Source organism: Klebsiella sp. R445, assembly GCF_051131755.1.
Lineage (GTDB): Bacteria > Pseudomonadota > Gammaproteobacteria > Enterobacterales > Enterobacteriaceae > Klebsiella > Klebsiella lignicola.
This window is the reverse complement of sequence record NZ_CP180446.1, coordinates 5015345-5032926: the sequence shown is the minus strand read 5'-3', so window position 1 is coordinate 5032926 and position 17582 is coordinate 5015345. Positions and strand designations below refer to the sequence as shown.

The window sequence follows — 17582 nt, the reverse complement described above, 5'->3', positions numbered from 1 at the left end:
GAAAAATCAATCTAACTTCCGGGGAATTTCAAGCAGGGCTTTTTTATTGTACGCATGCCTCTTTCGGTCAAAAAACCATCCCCATTTGTTAAAGTAGGAGATTGCCGAACGCACATGATACCAAAGCAATAGTTTGCTTTTATAAGACCCTTTATTGAACACATGGATAATTGTCGTTTCCGGGCAGTAGTATATTTTGGTCAATGGCAAAGCCCGTCGACACAGATCGACATCTTCCAGATACATGAAGTAACGCTCATCAAAACCATCAAGTTTTTGAAGCAGAGCATTCGTTAACAACATAAAGCAGCCGGAAACTGAAGGTGGTGAGAAAACTTTATCGTACTCAGCATCCATCAATTCATATTCAAGATCAAACTTCATCGCAGTTGTCGGTAAAAATCGTCTTAAAAAGAGATTAACGGGCGTGGGTAATAAACGGCAACTATATTGCCGATCGCCATTTTTATAGAGGATTTTAGGTGAGACGAATGTATATTTATTATCCCAGGCAAAAGACAATAAATGGTCAAGTTCTCCTCTGGAAAAACTAACATCAGGATTACAAATCAAAAAATAGCCATTGAACTCAGGATCAGCCTTCAGAGCCAGATTGTGACCAGCCCCAAAGCCACAATTATACGGAGATTTAATGTAGCTAATCTTCGGTTCGTCTAGTTCTGTAACCCACTGGCAACCACCATTATCAACTAAGACAACTTTTTCAACACTATTCTCATTACATAATGAGGTCAGTGTATCTTTAATATCATCATAGGAATGATTAAATAATACAATAGAAGCGATAATATTTGGCTTCATTGCTTCATAAGTCATTAATCTATTACCTTTAGAGTGAATACAGCTCATTAGTTATTATAATTATAGTGAAAAAAAGAGGTTGTATTAAGCGTATCAATTTTACGAATCAATTCTCTATCAGGCATAAACTTCAGCGGTTGCCAGCATATGAGCCTGCATATCTTTCTCAGATAAAGAAAGCGCACAATCATTCATTGCAGGCCACTGAATGCCAATGTCCGGATCGTCCCAGCGGATACTGCGCTCAGACTGTGGCGCATAATAATTGGTCGCTTTATAGACAAACTGCACCGTCTCACTCAGAGCCATAAAGCCATGCGCGAATCCTTCCGGGATCCACAGCTGACGCTTGTTCTCTGCACTCAGCACCACGCCTACCCACTGACCGAAGGTCGGGGATGAACGACGCACGTCAACTGCCACGTCAAACACTTCACCCTCGGTGCAGCGCACCAGTTTGCCCTGAGCATGCGGGTCCAGTTGGTAGTGCAGACCACGCAGCACACCCCTCTGCGACTGGGAATGGTTGTCCTGCACAAACTCAACATGACGACCCACTGCCTCATCAAACACCTTGCTGCTGAAGCTTTCAAAGAAAAAACCACGCGCATCACCGAACACGCGAGGCTCAAAAATCAGGACATCAGGAATGTCTGTTTTAATAATATTCATTTCAACTGCTCACTTATTTGCCTGAAACTTCAACAACAACTCGTTCAACGCCCTGGCGCCAGTCCGGCAGGGTCACGCCAAACACCCGCTGGAACTTATCATTCGACAGACGAGAGTTTAGCGGCCGTTTTGCCGGTGTCGGATAGGCCGTGGTGGGGATCCCGTTGACCTCTTTCACCGCCAGTACCGAACCGTGCGTACGGGCCACATCAAATACAAAACGCGCGTAGTCATACCAACTGGTTTCGCCACTGGCCACCAGATGATAGATACCTGCCACCGCTTTGTTCCGCTGCTCTTCGCGAATAGCGATAGCGGTGCAGTCTGCCAGCAGCTCAGCACCCGTTGGAGCACCGTGCTGATCGTTGATGATCGACAGCGTCTCTTTCTCACCTGCCAGACGCAGCATGGTTTTGGCAAAGTTCGCCCCGCGGGTCGCGTAGACCCAGCTGGTGCGGAAAATCAGATGACGTGGGTTTCTCTGCTGCAGCGCCAGTTCACCGGCGCGCTTGGTTTCACCGTAGACATTCAGCGGCCCGGTGGCCTCATCTTCCTGACGATAGTGACTGCCCTCGCCGTCGAACACATAGTCGGTGGAGTAATGCACCATCAGGGCACCCAGCTTCGCTGACTCTTCAGCCAGCACCGCCACGCCCCGGTCATTGAGCAGGTCAGACAACTCGCGCTCACTTTCCGCTTTATCGACAGCGGTGTGGGCAGCTGCATTCACAATCACATCCGGTTTCACCTGCCGGACGGTCTGAGCAATGCCGTCCAGATTAGTCAGGTCACCACACAGTTGCGTATCGAAATAGTCAACCGCCACCACCTCTCCCAGCGTCGACAACGAACGCTGAAGTTCCCAGCCGACCTGACCATTCTTACCAATCAGTAAAATTTTCATGATTCAATACCTTGTTTACCGTCGGTAGGTGATTAACGTTCGCTGAGCAGACGTTGCAGATAGGCGCCATATTCAGTTTTCTTTAGCTTTTCGGCCTGTGCCGCAACCCCTTCAGCAGATAACCATTTATTTCTAAAGGCGATCTCTTCCAGACAGGCAACCTTCATCCCCTGACGTTTCTCAATGGTATGAATGAACTGTGAGGCCTCAATCAGGCTGTCATGTGTCCCGGTGTCCAGCCAGGCAAAACCACGTCCCAGCAGCTCCACCTGCAGATCGCCGCGCTCCAGATACATCTGGTTCAGGGTGGTGATTTCCAGCTCACCGCGCGCAGACGGCTTGACGGCTTTCGCCATCTCTACCACGTCGTTGTCGTAGAAATACAAGCCAGTCACTGCCCAACTTGATTTTGGTTTCAACGGTTTTTCTTCAATCGACAACGCTTTGTAGTGTTCATCGAACTCCACCACGCCGAAACGTTCCGGGTCGAGGACCTGATAGCCGAACACCGTGGCACCGGACGTTTTGCTGGCCGCTGCGTCTAGTTTCTTGCCAAAACTCTGACCAAAATAGATATTGTCACCCAGCACCAGCGCACAGGCATCGTTACCGATGAACTCTTCACCGATGATAAATGCCTGTGCCAGTCCATCCGGAGATGGCTGAATGGCGTAACTGAAGTTCACTCCGAACTGTGAGCCGTCGCCCAACAGACGCTGGAATGCCGGCATGTCTTCCGGGGTGGTAATGATCAGAATATCGCGGATCCCGGCCAGCATCAGCACCGATACCGGGTAATAAATCATCGGCTTATCATAAATCGGCAGCAGCTGTTTAGACACGCCCAGGGTGATGGGATATAAACGGGTGCCGGAACCGCCGGCCAGAACAATACCTTTCATTTGGTCATATCCTTATCAGTTATTCAGACCAAGACGTTCACCGGCATACGAGCCGTCCAGCACGCGCTGCCACCAGGTAGTGTTGTTCAGATACCAGTGAACGGTTTTCTCGATCCCGCTTTCAAAGGTTTCCTGCGGCACCCAGCCAAGGTCACGTTCAATTTTCGCCGCATCGATCGCATAGCGCAGGTCGTGGCCCGGGCGATCTTTAACAAAGGTAATCAGGTCAGCGAAATGGCTGATATTGCCGGGCTTCTGCTCCACCACTTTATCCAGGATGGCGCAAATTGTTCTGACCACATCGATATTTTTACGCTCGTTATGGCCGCCGATATTGTAGGTTTCACCGTTCTGGCCTTCGGTCGCCACTTTATACAGCGCCCGGGCATGATCTTCGACATAGAGCCAGTCACGAATTTGCTCCCCGTTGCCATACACCGGCAGCGGTTTGCCCGCCAGGGCGTTAAGAATGGTCAGCGGGATCAGCTTTTCCGGGAAGTGGTATGGGCCATAGTTATTTGAGCAGTTGGTCACCACCACCGGCAGGCCGTAGGTGCGGTTCCAGGCGCGGACCAGATGGTCGCTGCCGGCTTTAGAGGCTGAGTACGGACTGCTCGGCGCATACGGCGTCTCTTCGGTAAACAGATCGTCAGTGCCTTCGAGGTCGCCGTAGACTTCATCAGTGGAGATATGGTGGAAGCGGAAGGCCTTTTTGGCGTTCGCATCAAGAGCGGACCAGTAGTGACGGGCCGCTTCCAGCAGGGTAAAGGTGCCAATCAGGTTGGTCTGGATAAAGGCGGCCGGGCCGTCAATAGAGCGGTCAACATGGCTTTCGGCAGCCAGGTGCATCACGATATCAGGCTGAAACTCACTGAACTGCTGAGCCACGCCCTGGGCGTCGGTAATATCCGTACGCGAGAAAGAATAACGGCTGTTGTCGGCTACAGAAGCCAGAGACTCGAGATTACCTGCGTAAGTCAGGCAGTCCATTACGCGCACGTCATTCTGAGTATTCTCAATGATATGACGAACGACGGCAGAACCAATAAACCCAGCGCCACCGGTGACAAGGATCTTCATACTCTCTCTCGTTTTTCAATAAGTTAAATGCCATTCAGGCATATTTTTAAAAATTTCAGACACGCTACCGCCATTGGCTATCGCAACCAAAGCGCGTAACGCTGCTATGCTGTAATCGCGACACTTGGTTTCAAAGTCAACCAGACTCTGAAACGTAGGCCTGACGCATACTCGCTGTTGATACAAAGCTTAAGTAACCACTTGCAGACTAGTCAGCTTTGCGCAAAAAAGCTAAAAACAGAGGTATATCAATGGATATAGCTCTGTTTTCAAACGTGCCCTCTGCACATCCTGTGACTGAAGAAGCCGCTACTCTCCCCATTTTGCATCTTCCTTTCCATCAGGACTTTCTCAATTCATCTCGCTACCGCTCGCCATCACGAAAACCCACCAGTGCTTAAAACCATTCAGCAAACGCCGGTAACCTGTCGGTAAGGGTTTACTCAAACTGTCGCAGAACTACAGCAGATGGAATAACCAGTACTCCCACCGGTCAGTTGCACCTTTCTTCTGTAGACGAATCCGGCCGACACAAATGCCGTTCAGCCAACCATCTGCCGCAGCTGAAAGTGAGTTTTAGCAATAATGAATCTGTACGACGCACAAATGGCAGGCGCATTATAGCTCTGGTCTGAGAGAATAAAAATGAAAAACCATAATGAATCCATTCAGGAACGAAATACACATTATTGATACATCATATACACACACAGAAAAAACAATTATAACCAAATGATACATAAGGTAAAATTTAAAAAACGCTGAGTTTAGTATAGTAATTGCGAATGATTTCAAGAAATGATTCGGAAAATTTATAAATAGATACAATATTGAGCAGTGATAACTGACGCCAGGATTTGCTGAAAGTCTGACCGCCCTGATAGCCACCATAAAAAACAGCAGGTATTATTAATAGGCTAACGTATTCACCATGTGATAATAATTACCATTTGCAATGCGCAGCGTATACATCGGAAATCGTTCAGGTACTGCCTGAAATGGTGAGCGGTACGTCATTTCGTCTACTCATATCCTGCAACGGTAAAGCAGATGACCCCCGAGGCAAGCCAGTGTAAAATCTGCAAATATATATAGCGGGGAACAAGCAACCCGGAGGATGAATATGAAGTTTTTAGTCACTGGAGCCGCAGGATTTATCGGCTTTCATGTAAGCAAGCGCCTTCTGGAGGCAGGTCACGAGGTTGTTGGCATCGACAACATGAATGACTACTACGATGTCAGTCTTAAGCAGTCTCGGCTGGATCTACTGAAGTCTCCCCTGTTCACTTTTTATAAAACCGATCTTGCCGATCGAGAAGGAATGGAGCAGATTTTCGCCACAGAGAAGTTTGAACGCGTGATCCATCTGGCGGCACAGGCAGGTGTTCGTTACTCGCTTGAAAACCCTCACGCCTATGCTGATGCTAACCTGATCGGTTATCTGAACATTCTGGAAGGCTGCCGCCACAACAAAGTACAGCATTTGCTGTATGCCTCTTCTAGTTCGGTGTATGGCCTGAACCGCAAAATGCCGTTCTCCACCGACGATTCGGTCGATCATCCGGTATCGCTGTATGCCGCAACGAAAAAAGCCAATGAGCTGATGGCACATACCTATTCTCATCTGTATGGCATTCCCACCACCGGGTTACGCTTTTTCACCGTATATGGTCCATGGGGACGTCCGGACATGGCGCTGTTTAAGTTTACGAAAGCCATGCTGGAAGGTAAAAGCATCGACGTCTATAACTACGGCAAAATGAAGCGCGACTTCACCTACATCGATGACATCGTAGAAGCGATCATTCGTGTACAGGATGTGATCCCGCAGCCAGATGCAGAATGGACGGTAGAGAATGGTTCCCCAGCAACCAGCTCTGCTCCTTACCGCGTTTACAACATCGGTAACAGCTCACCGGTCGAGTTGATGGAATATATCACCGCACTGGAAGAAGCGATGGGAATGGAGGCAGAGAAGAACATGATGCCAATGCAGCCCGGAGATGTGCTGGAAACCAGCGCAGACACCAGGCCGCTGTATGATCTTGTAGGCTTCAAGCCGGAGACGTCGGTTAAGCACGGGGTGAAGAACTTCGTGGAGTGGTACAAACGGTATTACAACGCCTGAGTCATCACAGCTGTCATTCCGAACCGCAATCCCAGATTGCGGTTTTTTTATGCTTTTTTCATGGAGGTGTTTAAACTTCTGTTCAAACAACTCCATGCATACTTCGCATTCGGGACGTTGGTACAATGACTAGTCCTGATATAGGTTGACAGTTTTCTGTCTGTAAAACGCCTGATGAACATCATCGGGCGTTTTGTATTTCAGGGCCAGGTGTGGCCGCTCATGGTTATAGATTGCCACGGATTCTTTTACCATTTCCCGGGCCTGCGCCAGGTCTGCAGGACGCGAGAGTAAAAATTCATTTTTTAGGATCCCGTTTACCCGCTCAGCCAGCGCATTCTGGTAGCAGTCATAACCATCGGTCATTGAACAGGTTATTCCGTTTCTTTCATGAACTGACTGATAAAGCACCGAACAGTATTGCAGTCCTCTGTCAGAGTGGTGTACCAGCGGACCTGTTGTTTTTCTCTGCCTCAGTGCCTGTCTGAACGCTTTTACCACATTTTCTGTCTGCAGGTTTTCCCCGACATGGTAGCCCACGATTTTTCTGGAGCAGGCATCAGTGACCAGACTCAGATAAGCCGTGCCGCTGCGCAGAGGAAGATAAGTTATATCAGCGACCCAGACCTGCTCTGGCCCAAGGGCGGTAACCTGTTCAGGGCCGGGTTTCAGCAGATTAGGATGCCGGTAAAAGCGATGATGGCTGTTGGTGGTTTTGTGATATGCCCGTTTCACTGGCACCAGAAGTCGGTATTCATCCAGCAGGTTAAACAGACGGTCCCGTCCGATATTCAGCGTTTTATCGGCCTGAGTGTTCAGCAGATAGTGCAGTTTACGCGTACCGATTCGCGGCTGACGGCACCTGACGCGGGCAACAAAATCAAGAACCTGAGCATGATGTTCCTGTTGTTTTCTGCGCCTTGTGTTGTCCTGATACCATGCCTGTCTGCTGTGCCCCAGGAACTGGCATACGCGTGTAACGGTTATTTTTTTGGCCGGACTTTGCGAGAGGACTTGCCGGGCCGCTTTTTTACGATGCTCACCCCGTAATCATTTTTCAGAACATTGATAACCGATTCAAAAAACTCAGCTTTCTGGTTTGCCAGCTTAAGCTGTTCTTCAAGTTCCCTGATTCTTTGCTCGGGTGTAAGCGGGACAGTCGTCTGAGCCACAGGCAGTTTCCTCTTCACCAGGTCAGGAAGACCGGGGCTCCAGTCAAGCCGGCCATATTTACGCAGCCAGACAAGCACGGTGGAGCGCCCCTGAATGCCATACCGCTGCTGGGCCTGCTTGTAGGTCATCTCGCCTTTTTCGACCTGCCCGACAACGGCTATTTTAAAGGATAGAGGATAATCACGTTGGGTGCGTTTGAACTCAGTCATCATCACGTTCTCCGGATTTAAGTCAGGAACGTGTCAACGCTATTCAGGACAGGTCACAGGACGGGTCAACAAAAACAAAAAAAGCCCGCGTTGCAGGCTTCTTTTCCCTTCCGGCGCTTATCTCCGGCATCTACATCTCAGTGACGGCAGCTCTTTACAAGGTATGATTTAACATATCCGACCACAGCAGGGGCTGCAATGAGTTTAGGGCAAAATTATAGGGTACGTCACATTACAAGGAATCAATTTAATTTTGGAAATATACAATACCCACTTTTAGAGTTTTTCTTACTCGCAACGCATATCTCGATACGTTAAGCCTGATTAACTAAAATTCATATAAGTGCCGATAGGAAGTCCGACGACACCATACTAACCATCAAGGATATCAATCGTGAAGAAGGCACTTATGCAGCCCAGTGACTATAACTCAATAGTTCAGACCGGAGAATAGACACTCTTAGTACAAATAGATTTAAAAAAGTAGAAATTAAATTATATAGTAATCACTAAAATCCTTGAGATAGGAAATGCTATTCATAGCATAAAGTTTAATTAACATATTAATTTCAAAAAATATTTAAAAAACAACAAAAAAACACTCCATATCCATTAAAAATACAGAAAAATTATTTATCAATATCCTTCAACGCCAGATACTTTTAGTTTTTGCGATGAATCTATCAATACTTTTGCTTTCGAGTTACTCCCGTAACCAGAATAATTCGTAGAGACATCTCCTGAAACCGAATTCATGATTATGTTGTTTTTAATAACCAATTCCCCAGTAAGATTCAAGCCTTGTCTTTTTTCTAAGTAAATAGCCTGTCTTAAAGTGCTTCCGTCAAACGCATTACCGGTCACCTCCCCTCCCTCAACACCAGTTAATGTCAGAGAGTTCATACCACTTTTTTTTACTTTATTCCCTTTTACTAATAATTTACTTATGGGATTTTTTCTTGCATTAATAAGAATACCTATCCGACGGCAGTTGCTAACATCATTATTACTAACTGTTGCCGTCTCACCATTACCACCTACAAAAATCCCATCCACCCCAGCACCTGATATTATATTATCTATAACATAAACACTACTCTTACTCTCGAAAATATCGATGCAATTATTCCCTGAATTTCTGGATGTGCAATTCCTTACAACGCCATCATTCATATAACCTAAACCAATATTACAGTACCCATTATCATCAGATATAATATTCTCTATACTTTGCTTTCCAAAGTACTTTTTGCAGTAATGAAAAAAACCAAACCAGGCATTGCTGCTGCATTGTAAAACAGCCTTAGATGTATCTATATTCCATGCATATCCCCCATCTCCAATCCTGATACCATTCCGATCATCAGCATCAATCGTAACATATTGGCCAGGAGTACATTTGTCATAAGCACCACTAAATACTTTAGCACCTATAATATTAGGCAAACCTCCCCTTTCGAGGAAAACTTCGTTATCATAGATATGTTCAACTTTAAATTTACCATCACCAATCCATATATAATCACCTTTTTTAAACAAATTTGAATCAACTACTTTCACGGAAGATGAAAACCGCAAATCTGCAGAATCAATAAGATGAGTTCTTTTTAAATCACCATTTCTGTTGTATGAACAATTACCAATAGCAATAAAACTATTACCTTTATCTTGTTTACTAAGGACTTTGCATCCTGCGCCAGAAAAATCTGATACACTTATATTTTCATGCACTACAATACCATTTTTTGCAACAAAAATTGGCCCCGGCCCAGTATACCCCTCTGCTGGAACAAATTTCATGTTAGAGTAATAGCCGGCACGTAGTGTTACTGGACTAGATATCAAAATCGTTGCGCCGCCACCATCAATTGCGGATCTAGTGGAGTCAAGTGATAGCAACCAGTTTTGCTCTCTGACCCCGGCTACAACAAACTTCGTAGGTATCATCATACCAATACAACCAGAAGCCAGTCCTACAATCACTTCGCGTCTAGTAAATTTTTTCATTGCAACCTCATTTAGTTACTCGATATCTACATATCAGAATATACAGCTTGATATAAATCTTTATTTTAATTATATTATTCATAACTGAAAATATAAATCATTATGAGTTCTAAAATGAAACTAAAGTTAAGTGATATTCAAGGATGGCTCTTCTATTTCCTTATATTCTTTGTTGTTTTCGATGGTATGCGTAGTAACATGATCATATCCGGTCTAATCTCACCTTTTCGTGAGCTAGCATTGAACCTATTTATCTTATGTAGCCTCCCCCTCTTGACAACTTGCAAAAGGTCCGATTTCAGGATTGCTATTCCATTTATTGGGATCTCCGCGATTGCAATCGTTAACATTCCCATTACCCTATTCAATAATATTGACAGTTATAATGTCGGAAGTATTCTTGTATTCGACAACAAATATTCCGCAGTTTACAAACATATAATTTTTTCAATTTTATTTCTATCGGTACTGTGCTATTCGAGGAAAAACCTAGATACGGTTAGAAAAGGTTTGGATATTTTTGTTAATCTGGCAGCTTTCTATTCTATCATTACCATACCTATTTACCTGTATGGTTTTCCATTATTCGTAGATAAATTTCGGGATTGGGGTCGGATGGGAGTTGGTTATCCAACAATGGATGGGCAAATGATTTGCTTTGCTATTTTTTGTTTGATTTTCCTGCTACCACAAAAAAGCAAGATTACTTTCAATGTAAAAATGGCGTTACTGCTCTTAGGTATTATTGCACAAAATACTGGCACCGCCATGGTAACAATGGTTCTTTTGGCAGGAGCTGCATTCGTAAAAAAACCAGGTAAAACCATAAATTATTTTATTTTCATTGTCCCGCTGGCTGTAACAATTGTTATTCAGCAATATTATTCCAATCCACAATTTTTTACAGAGATGCTATTTATTGCAAACAATAAAATAAATCAACTTTTGAACCCAGATATGGCAGCAAATGTTGGAGATCTAGATACTCTGCAGATGAGGACGGTTCAATATGAAATGATAAACAGCATTATGGACAAGAATATGTTTCTAAGATTCTTTGGGGTTGGTGGTCAAGCTTATATTGAAAACGAGTTTAAGCTTACCCTAGCAGCTTATGGGGTTTTCTCATGTGCATTTTTTGTATTCTCATTCATATGGATACCATGGGTAGCAATTACGTCAAAGAATAAGAATTCATTTTTAATTACTATAATTATCATAATGTGGGCATTTACATCATACACGCTCTCAAGCATTCACCTTTTTACCACATCATTTTGCTTCTGCGTGGTATTGGCATATACTTATATTACTGGAGATAAACATACTGAAATAACCAAAGATCATGCGGCGGGATAATTTAATAATATGATGTTAACCTATCAAGCTTATTGATAAAGTTATATGCAGCCTAAACGATAACACCTTAAAGAATAAGGTGTTATCGTACAATAACCCAGAATTAGACTACTACGAAAAAATTAAAAATGACGAACCTGCACTAAAAAGAATAATAGAAAAGTAAGAAGTATAAATACACTAAAGAGCACTTCGAAACAGAGTTAAGTTGAAACGGTAAAAACTTACTTATACAAACGATACCAGAGACATTTCAATGATTATTTATCTCCTTAACATTTTTAACTAGGTCTTTCTCGCAATAATATTAAAGGCGCTCAAAACAAAGGCAGACTAATAGTAAGGAAATTTAAATAAAAGCTTGGCCGATAAATTCTACTATCGGCCAAAGTAGAGTTAATCATTACCGAAAAGATCTCGAGAGTATACTTTCCCCTCAACATCCGACAATTCTTCAGCCATACGGTTGGAAATTATGACATCAGCTTCTTGCTTGAAAGCATCCAGATCACGGACCACGCGAGAGTTGAAGAACTCATCCTCTTGCATAACAGGCTCGTAAATAATTACCGGGATACCCTTAGCTTTAATACGTTTCATAATGCCTTGGATTGAAGAGGCACGGAAGTTATCCGAACCGCTCTTCATGATCAGGCGATACACCCCAACCACTTTGGGTTTGCGCGCAAGGATGGAGTCCGCAATAAAATCTTTACGGGTACGGTTCGCATCAACAATAGCACCAATGATGTTGTTTGGTACTGATTCGTAGTTGGCTAACAGTTGTTTAGTATCTTTCGGTAGACAATAACCGCCGTAGCCGAATGACGGGTTGTTGTAGTGGTTGCCGATACGCGGGTCCAGGCAAACACCTTCAATAATTTGCTTGCTGTTCAAACCCTGGCTTTCCGCATAGCTATCCAGTTCGTTGAAATAAGCCACACGCAGCGCAAGATAGGTATTAGCGAACAACTTGATGGCTTCTGCTTCTGTCGATTCAGTAAACAGCGTTGGGATGTCCTGTTTAATCGCTCCTTCTTTCAGCAGGTTGGCAAAGCGCTCTGCACGTTCGGAGCGTTCCCCGATAACAATACGAGACGGGTGTAAATTGTCATACAACGCCCGACCTTCACGCAGAAATTCCGGAGAGAAAATGACATTGTCAATACCCAGGCGGTCTTTGATGTCACGAGTAAAACCGACCGGAATGGTCGATTTGATGATCATCACGGCATTAGGGTTAATCTCAGTTACATCGCGAATGACGGCCTCAACCGTTGAGGTATTGAAGTAGTTAGTTTTTGGATCATAGTCAGTTGGTGTCGCGATAATGACATAGTCGGCATTGCGATAAGCATCTTGCTTATCAGTTGTCGCACGAAAATTCAGCTTTTTTTTGGCTAAATATTCCTGAATCTCTTTATCGACAATCGGAGATATCTTTTGATTCAGCATATCAACTTTGGATTGTACGATATCCAGCGCGACCACTTCGTGGTGCTGCGCAATCAGGATGCCGTTTGATAAACCAACATAACCGGTACCGGAAATAGTAATTTTCATTCGATCACACTTTAATCAGTTAACTGGACAGCGGCATATTAGCCACCCTGTAATCAATGCTTCTGGCGGTTTTACTCTTTGCTCTAAGGGATGTCAAGAATGAGCCATAAGAAAGAACGTGCAATAAATCATTAATCCCTATGGCTTTCACAGAATGATTACTATTTGAGAAGCGCTAAAATTTCAGCAGTTTTTTCATTCATTAATGACGGGTCTGCTTTTGATTCAACATTCAGTCGAACAACAGGTTCGGTATTAGAGCTACGGAGATTAAAACGCCATTCTGGGTACTCAATACTGACACCATCGGTAGTATCAACAAATGAGGCATTTGGTTCATAACGTTCGCGAATCCTCAAGATAGCTTCTGCAGCATTGTTAAGCTTGCGATTAATTTCGCCAGATGCTGGGAATGCTGCCTGGCGATCTTCTACCAGCGCCTTCAATGAAGTATTTTTTAAACACAACAACTCAGCAACTAGCAACCAAGGGATCATTCCGCTGTCGCAGTATGCAAAGTCGCGAAAATAATGATGTGCACTCATCTCTCCGCCATAGATCGCATCCTCTTGACGCATGCGCTCTTTGATGAACGCGTGACCAGTTTTCGACATTACTGGAACTCCCCCACTACGGGTCACTATATCCACAGTGTTCCAGGTCAAGCGAGGATCATGAATAATTTTTGCTCCTGGCTGCTTCTGCAGGAAGGCTTCGCCAAGCAAACCGACGATATAATAACCCTCAATAAACTCTGCATCGTTATCAAACATGAAACAGCGATCAAAATCACCATCAAATGCGATACCCATATCAGCACCAAATTTACGCACCGCATCAGCTGTATCCTGACGGCATTCAGGAAGTAACGGGTTGGGTATTCCGTTTGGGAAATTACCATCAGGTTGGTGATGCACCTTAATAAAGGTAACCGGTACGCCTTCAGCAGCAAAACGTTTTTCGATTTCATCAACGACGTGACCAGCAGCGCCATTACCAGAATTAACTACAAGTTTTAGCGGGTGTGTAAAGTTTTTTAGATCTATGTAGCCCATCAGGTGGTCCACATATTCCTGGAGAATAGAAACATTTCTCAGCGTACCGCGAGTCGATGCATCTACTGGCAAAAATTGGTTCTCTTCAGCCAGCCTCTGGATATCACGTAAACCGGTATCACCACTGATAGGCCTAGCATTTTCACGCACCAATTTCATACCATTGTAATTCATTGGGTTATGGCTAGCGGTTACTTCGATACCACCATCCACCCCAAGATGAAACGTTGCGAAGTAAATCTCTTCAGTCCCACTGAGTCCGATATCCAGCACATCAGTTCCTGCATCCATTAACCCATTGGCAAGGGCTAACTTTAGGGACTCACTAGTCAAGCGAACGTCCCCTCCCACCACAACCTGTTTAGGTTTTAGAAATTCGCCATAAGCGCGACCAATACGATAGGCGATATCATCATTTAACTCTTCGCCCAACTCTCCACGAATGTCGTAAGCCTTAAAGCAATTTAACGTTGTCATTGTGTATATATCCCAAAGAATTAGCAACGACCGTACTGGTCTTTAATACGGATAATATCATCTTCCCCAAGGTAAGAACCCGACTGAATTTCCAATATTTCTAAAGGTATCCGTCCCGGGTTTTCCAGGCAATGTTCCGCACCTATAGGGATAAAAGTGGATTGGTTTTCCGTCAGTAAAAACTGTTTGCCATTCACCGTAACCTGCCCAGTCCCTGCGAGAATAACCCAGTGCTCCGCACGATGATGATGCATTTGCATAGAGAAAGCACCACCAGGTTTAACAGTAATGCGATTGACGTTAAAACGCGGGGTTTGAACAACGATATCACTGCGTCCCCATGGACGATAAATTTCGCGGTGACGTTTGTATTCGCTTCGCTGATTCTGTTTGAGAAACTCAACAACCTTCTTCACATCCTGCGAACGATTTTTGTCCATGACCAGGACAGCATCTTTCGTGCTGATAATAACAAGGTTCTCAACACCGATCGCAGCTATCAGTTTTTCATCACTGTTGATATAGCAGTTTTCACTGTTATGAACCCACGCATCCCCACTCAATACATTACCTTGTTCATCTTTTGGGCTAACATCCCAAAGAGCGGACCACGAACCAACATCATTCCAATCGGCATCTAATCCTACCACTACCGCATCGGAGGTTTTTTCCATGACGGCGTAATCAACAGACTCATCTGGGCATTTGGAGAAAATATCGTTTGGAACACTGATGAAATCGTTGCTGCAATCAGAGTTACTCATTGCCGCTTGACAAATCTCAAGAATGTCCGGTCGGAACTTAGACAGCTCAGAAAGATACTTCTTGGCCCGGAACATAAACATCCCGCTATTCCAATAATATTCACCGGATGCAAGATAGGCTTCAGCACGCTCACGATCTGGTTTTTCAACAAATCGAGCCACCTGATAAGGTGTGTGTAAATCGTCGGTCAAGGCATCTCCGCGTTGAATATACCCATAACCCGTCTCCGGTGTATTCGGAACTATGCCAAACGTCACCAAATGCTCTTCAAGAGCATACTGTTCTGCGATAGCGATGGCTTTATGGAAAACAGCCTGATTATTAATAATGTGATCGGCAGCAAGAACCAGCATCAGAGGGTCATCACCATTTTGTGTGGCCTGCAGCGCTGCCAAAGCAATAGCCGGAGCCGTATTACGGCCGACCGGTTCCAGGATGATGTTCTTTGATAGCTTATCCAACTGCCGCAACTGTTCCGCCACCAAAAAACGATGCTCTTCGTTGCAGATAACCATAGGCTCGTGGATATCAAGCCCTGAAAGGCGCGTTATAGTTTCCTGCAGCATAGAATTCTGCCCATACAGTCGCAAGAACTGCTTTGGATATAGCTCACGGGACATCGGCCACAGACGGCTACCCGTGCCGCCAGCCATAATTACAGGAAGTAACATAGTAAAATCCTTTAATTAATCATATAATATAACGATAACTTAATTTCATTAAAAATGGCTCAGCACTAACCGACCACAAATAGAAATCACCAGGAGCATACTTAATTAAATTACTCAACCCAACTTATTAATAATAGCTAGAGAATATTTAAAGAGTAAAAAAGAGACAGTAATATTAATAAATAAGAATGAGTAATTTATATGTAGCCTTTATGCTAACCTCATATAAAACAACCTGGTTATGCTAACCAGGTTGTTTTATTAACAAGAGTTAGCCAATCCACTCTGTATGAAATACTCCATCTTTATCGGTACGCTTATAGGTATGAGCACCGAAATAATCGCGCTGGGCCTGAATCAGGTTAGCTGGTAGAACAGCAGAGCGATAACTATCGTAGTAGGCAATAGCAGCAGAGAAAGTAGGAACCGGTATACCGTTTTGAACAGCGTATGCTACAACATCACGCAACGCTTGCTGGTAGTCATCCGCAATCTGCTTGAAGTACGGCGCCAGAAGCAGATTAGCAATACCTGCATTCTGTTCGTAAGCATCTGTGATTTTCTGCAGGAACTGTGCACGAATAATGCAGCCGGCACGAAAGATTTTAGCAATCTCACCGTAATTCAGGTCCCAGTTGTATTCATCAGATGCTGCACGCAGCTGGGAGAAGCCTTGCGCATATGAAACAATTTTGCCGAGATACAGTGCACGACGAACTTTCTCGATAAATTGAGCTTTATCAGCAGCATGTTGAGCCTGAGGACCAGTGAGGACTTTAGAAGCTGCAACTCGTTGATCTTTCAGAGAGGAAATATAACGGGCAAAAACAGATTCAGTGATCAGTGACAATGGCTCACCCAGGTCTAGTGAACTTTGACTGGTCCATTTGCCAGTACCTTTGTTAGCTGCCTCATCGAGAATCACATCCACGAGATATTTACCGTCTTCATCTTTTTTAGTGAAGATGTCTTTGGTTATATCGATCAGATAGCTACTCAACTCACCTTTATTCCACTCAGTAAAGGTGGTTGCCAGTTCTTCATTAGAAAGAGCAAGACCACCTTTCAGTAATGAGTATGCTTCCGCTATAAGCTGCATATCGCCATACTCAATACCGTTATGAACCATTTTCACATAGTGGCCTGCACCATCAGCACCGATGTAGGCAACACAAGGCTCACCATCCTCAGCACGAGCAGCGATCTGCTCAAGAATTGGTGCCACCAGTTCATAGGCTTCTTTCTGACCACCTGGCATGATAGACGGGCCCTTAAGTGCCCCCTCTTCCCCGCCAGAAACACCTGTACCAATGAAGTTAAAACCTTCAGCTGACAGCTCACGGTTACGACGAATGGTATCCTGGAAGAAGGTGTTTCCACCGTCGATGATGATGTCACCTTTGTCAAGATAAGGCTTAAGGGAATCAATCGCACTGTCAGTTCCAGCTCCCGCTTTAACCATTAACAGAATACGGCGTGGAGTTTCGAGAGATTCAACAAACTCCTGAACGGTATAATGCGGGACCAGTTTCTTGCCAGGGTTTTCGGCAATCACTTCTTCGGTCTTTTCACGGGAGCGGTTGAAAACAGAGACGGTATAACCACGGCTTTCGATGTTGAGCGCAAGGTTGCGCCCCATCACTGCCATACCGACAACCCCGATCTGTTGCTTGGACATTACATACTCCTGTCTGGTGTTGGTGCCACGAACTAACTCGCAGCCTGCATATGTATTTTAACCTATTAGATGTTAACAGCATAGTGCCTTACACAATAAGCATTAGTAAGAAAACAT

General features: G+C 44.6%; 13 protein-coding genes. 2 read left to right on the top strand and 11 right to left on the bottom strand.

Features of this window, described 5'->3' with window-relative positions; genetic code table 11:
• Positions 1–6: 6 nt before the first annotated feature.
• The 5 genes from ACMYSN_RS23635 to rfbB all read right to left on the bottom strand — a co-directional run bounded on the left by ACMYSN_RS23635 (position 7) and on the right by rfbB (position 4380).
• The gene (locus tag ACMYSN_RS23635) at positions 7–837 is read right to left on the bottom strand and encodes a glycosyltransferase family protein (RefSeq protein WP_462496374.1); all 831 of its coding nucleotides are present in this window, start codon (positions 835–837) and stop codon (positions 7–9) included.
• A 102-nt stretch (positions 838–939) separates the two neighbouring features.
• On the bottom strand, positions 940–1494 hold the full coding sequence (rfbC, locus tag ACMYSN_RS23630; protein WP_462496373.1) for a dTDP-4-dehydrorhamnose 3,5-epimerase family protein: 555 nt from the start codon (positions 1492–1494) through the stop codon (positions 940–942).
• A 13-nt stretch (positions 1495–1507) separates the two neighbouring features.
• A complete protein-coding gene (gene rfbD / locus ACMYSN_RS23625) occupies positions 1508–2398 on the bottom strand; it encodes a Rossmann-fold NAD(P)-binding domain-containing protein (RefSeq protein WP_462496372.1) in 891 nt (296 codons plus the stop codon).
• 32 nt (positions 2399–2430) lie between these two features.
• Positions 2431–3300 carry a glucose-1-phosphate thymidylyltransferase RfbA gene (gene rfbA, locus ACMYSN_RS23620; RefSeq protein WP_123755037.1) on the bottom strand — a complete coding sequence of 290 codons (870 nt, stop codon included), beginning with the start codon at positions 3298–3300 and terminating at the stop codon, positions 2431–2433.
• Positions 3301–3315: 15 nt separating this feature from the next.
• Positions 3316–4380 carry a dTDP-glucose 4,6-dehydratase gene (rfbB, locus tag ACMYSN_RS23615; RefSeq protein ID WP_462496371.1) on the bottom strand — a complete coding sequence of 355 codons (1065 nt, stop codon included), beginning with the start codon at positions 4378–4380 and terminating at the stop codon, positions 3316–3318.
• A 1123-nt stretch (positions 4381–5503) separates the two neighbouring features.
• On the opposite strand from rfbB, the gene ACMYSN_RS23610 reads away from it, so the two are divergent.
• On the top strand, positions 5504–6508 hold the full coding sequence (locus ACMYSN_RS23610; RefSeq protein WP_462496370.1) for an NAD-dependent epimerase: 1005 nt from the start codon (positions 5504–5506) through the stop codon (positions 6506–6508).
• A 129-nt stretch (positions 6509–6637) separates the two neighbouring features.
• On the opposite strand, the gene ACMYSN_RS23605 is transcribed toward ACMYSN_RS23610, so the two are convergent.
• Both ACMYSN_RS23605 and ACMYSN_RS23600 read right to left on the bottom strand, forming a co-directional pair.
• A protein-coding gene (locus ACMYSN_RS23605; protein ID WP_462496369.1) for an IS3 family transposase occupies positions 6638–7893 on the bottom strand; the annotation gives its coding sequence in 2 pieces (ribosomal slippage) (positions 6638–7542 and positions 7542–7893; 1257 coding nt in all).
• A gap of 633 nt (positions 7894–8526) precedes the next feature.
• Positions 8527–9897, bottom strand: coding sequence for a right-handed parallel beta-helix repeat-containing protein (locus ACMYSN_RS23600; protein WP_462496368.1), 1371 nt, complete (start codon positions 9895–9897; stop codon positions 8527–8529).
• A 114-nt stretch (positions 9898–10011) separates the two neighbouring features.
• Between ACMYSN_RS23600 and ACMYSN_RS23595 the strand changes: the two genes are divergently transcribed.
• Entirely contained in the window at positions 10012–11256 is a 1245-nt protein-coding gene (locus ACMYSN_RS23595) for a hypothetical protein (protein WP_462496367.1), read from the top strand.
• Between the two features lie 396 nt (positions 11257–11652).
• Here the strand turns inward: ACMYSN_RS23595 and ugd are convergent, their stop codons facing one another.
• The 4 genes from ugd to gndA form a co-directional block, all read right to left on the bottom strand.
• The gene (gene ugd / locus ACMYSN_RS23590; RefSeq protein ID WP_462496366.1) at positions 11653–12819 is read right to left on the bottom strand and encodes a UDP-glucose 6-dehydrogenase family protein; all 1167 of its coding nucleotides are present in this window, start codon (positions 12817–12819) and stop codon (positions 11653–11655) included.
• Positions 12820–12980: 161 nt separating this feature from the next.
• Entirely contained in the window at positions 12981–14351 is a 1371-nt protein-coding gene (gene rfbK / locus ACMYSN_RS23585; protein WP_462496365.1) for a phosphohexomutase domain-containing protein, read from the bottom strand.
• Between the two features lie 20 nt (positions 14352–14371).
• Positions 14372–15787, bottom strand: a complete 1416-nt coding sequence (locus ACMYSN_RS23580) for a mannose-6-phosphate isomerase type 2 family protein (RefSeq protein WP_462496364.1) — start codon at positions 15785–15787, stop codon at positions 14372–14374.
• A 271-nt stretch (positions 15788–16058) separates the two neighbouring features.
• Entirely contained in the window at positions 16059–17465 is a 1407-nt protein-coding gene (gene gndA / locus ACMYSN_RS23575; RefSeq protein ID WP_462496363.1) for an NADP(+)-dependent, decarboxylating phosphogluconate dehydrogenase, read from the bottom strand.
• Between the last annotated feature and the right edge of the window lie 117 nt (positions 17466–17582).

What these genes read in the sequence shown, in the direction of transcription:
- ACMYSN_RS23635 (WP_462496374.1), bottom strand. Translation starts at nt 837, where the DNA reads ATGACTTATGAAGCAATGAAGCCAAATATTATCGCTTCTATTGTATTA.
- rfbC (WP_462496373.1), bottom strand. Translation starts at nt 1,494, where the DNA reads ATGAATATTATTAAAACAGACATTCCTGATGTCCTGATTTTTGAGCCT.
- rfbD (WP_462496372.1), bottom strand. Translation starts at nt 2,398, where the DNA reads ATGAAAATTTTACTGATTGGTAAGAATGGTCAGGTCGGCTGGGAACTT.
- rfbA (WP_123755037.1), bottom strand. Translation starts at nt 3,300, where the DNA reads ATGAAAGGTATTGTTCTGGCCGGCGGTTCCGGCACCCGTTTATATCCC.
- rfbB (WP_462496371.1), bottom strand. Translation starts at nt 4,380, where the DNA reads ATGAAGATCCTTGTCACCGGTGGCGCTGGGTTTATTGGTTCTGCCGTC.
- ACMYSN_RS23610 (WP_462496370.1), top strand. Translation starts at nt 5,504, where the DNA reads ATGAAGTTTTTAGTCACTGGAGCCGCAGGATTTATCGGCTTTCATGTA.
- ACMYSN_RS23600 (WP_462496368.1), bottom strand. Translation starts at nt 9,897, where the DNA reads ATGAAAAAATTTACTAGACGCGAAGTGATTGTAGGACTGGCTTCTGGT.
- ACMYSN_RS23595 (WP_462496367.1), top strand. Translation starts at nt 10,012, where the DNA reads ATGAAACTAAAGTTAAGTGATATTCAAGGATGGCTCTTCTATTTCCTT.
- ugd (WP_462496366.1), bottom strand. Translation starts at nt 12,819, where the DNA reads ATGAAAATTACTATTTCCGGTACCGGTTATGTTGGTTTATCAAACGGC.
- rfbK (WP_462496365.1), bottom strand. Translation starts at nt 14,351, where the DNA reads ATGACAACGTTAAATTGCTTTAAGGCTTACGACATTCGTGGAGAGTTG.
- ACMYSN_RS23580 (WP_462496364.1), bottom strand. Translation starts at nt 15,787, where the DNA reads ATGTTACTTCCTGTAATTATGGCTGGCGGCACGGGTAGCCGTCTGTGG.
- gndA (WP_462496363.1), bottom strand. Translation starts at nt 17,465, where the DNA reads ATGTCCAAGCAACAGATCGGGGTTGTCGGTATGGCAGTGATGGGGCGC.